This window comes from Azospirillum oleiclasticum (genome assembly GCF_013423485.1).
Lineage (GTDB): Bacteria > Pseudomonadota > Alphaproteobacteria > Azospirillales > Azospirillaceae > Azospirillum > Azospirillum oleiclasticum.
In genome coordinates this window covers 1-1,496 of the sequence record NZ_JABFFR010000101.1, presented here as the reverse complement: position 1 = coordinate 1,496, position 1,496 = coordinate 1, and the positions used below count along the sequence as shown (strand labels likewise).

Genomic DNA, 1,496 nt, shown 5'->3' with positions numbered 1-1,496 from the left:
CGGTGACGAAGCCGGCCAGCCGCCGCCGGCCCCGCCCGCCCACCGCCACCACCACCGCCTGGGCCACCGACGGGTGCGCCTCCAGCGCCGCCTCCACCTCGCCCAGCTCGATCCGGTGGCCCCGGACCTTCACCTGGTGGTCCGCCCGCCCCAGGAACTCCAGTGTCCCGTCCGGCCAGTACCGCCCCAGGTCGCCCGTCCGGTACCAGCGGCCGTCTTCCCTCTCCACGAAGCGCACCGCCGTGGTCGCCGCGTCGCCCCGGTAGCCGGTGGCCACCCCCGCCCCGCCGATCCACAGCTCGCCCGGCACCCAGTCCGGGCAGTCGCGCCCCAGCCCGTCCACCACACGGTAGCGCTGGTTGGCCAGCGGGAAGCCGTAGGGGATCGAGCGCCAGCCCGGCGGCACCGTCCCGACCTCCAGCGCGTTCGACCAGATCGCCGCCTCCGTCGCCCCGCCCAGCGCCACGAACCGGCACCCCGGCGACCGCTCGCGCAGCCGCGCCGGCAGCTCCAGACCGATCCAGTCCCCCGACAGCAGCGCCAGCCGCAGGCCCGGCAAAGCCCCCGGCACCGCCAGCAGCATCTCCATCAGCGCCGGCGCCGAGTTCCACAGCGTTACCCCGTGCCCGGCCATCAGCGCGTGCCAGCGCGGCGCCTCCCGCCGGTCCTCCTCTCCCACCAGCACCACCGCGCCGCCCACCCCGAGCGGCCCGAACAGGTCGTAGACCGACAGGTCGAAATCCAGCGCCGACACCGCCAGCACCCGATCCTCCGGACCCACGCCGAAGCGCCGGGTGATGTCGGCCACCGTGTTCTGCGCCGCCCCGTGCGTCACCTCCACACCCTTCGGCTCGCCGGTCGAGCCGGAGGTGAAGATCACGTACGCCGCTTCCTCCGACCCCCGCGGCACCGGCGCCGCCAGCGGCGCGAACGCCCCGGCCTCCGCGATGTCCACCGCCAGCACATCCGCGTCCGGCGCCGTACCGCCGGGCCGGGTCACCACATGGCGGACACCGGCCACCCGGTGCATGCGGGCCCGCCGCGCCGCCGGCTGGTCCACACCCACCGGCACATACACCCCGCCGGCGGCCAGGATGCCCAGCACCGCCGCCACCTGGTCCGCCCCGCGCGGCAGCGTCACCGCCACCGGGTCGCCGGGCGCCACCCCGCGTGCCGCCAGCAGCGCCGCCACCCGCAGCGCCCGCTCCGCCAGCGCACCGTAGGACACGGCACCCTCCGGGTCGCCCAACAGCGCCGGCCGCTCCGGCGCCCGCGCCGCCTGGGCGAACACGCCGGCGTGCAGGCTGCCCGCGGGAAGCGGCACCCCGGTGGCGTTCACCCGCGCCCGCACCGCCGCCTGATCCGCCGGCAACAGCACCGGCGGCACCGCGCGCCAGTCCGTACCCGCGTCCGACAGCCACTCCAGAAGCGACCCGTACGCGCCGAACATCCCGTCGATCACCCCGGCCGGGAACAGCGCCTCGACAACGTCCCAG

General features: G+C 76.8%; 1 protein-coding gene. It reads right to left on the bottom strand.

What is annotated here, in order from left to right:
- On the bottom strand, window positions 1–1,496 hold a 1,496-nt coding region (locus HL658_RS36440), incomplete at both ends, for an amino acid adenylation domain-containing protein (RefSeq protein WP_180286969.1).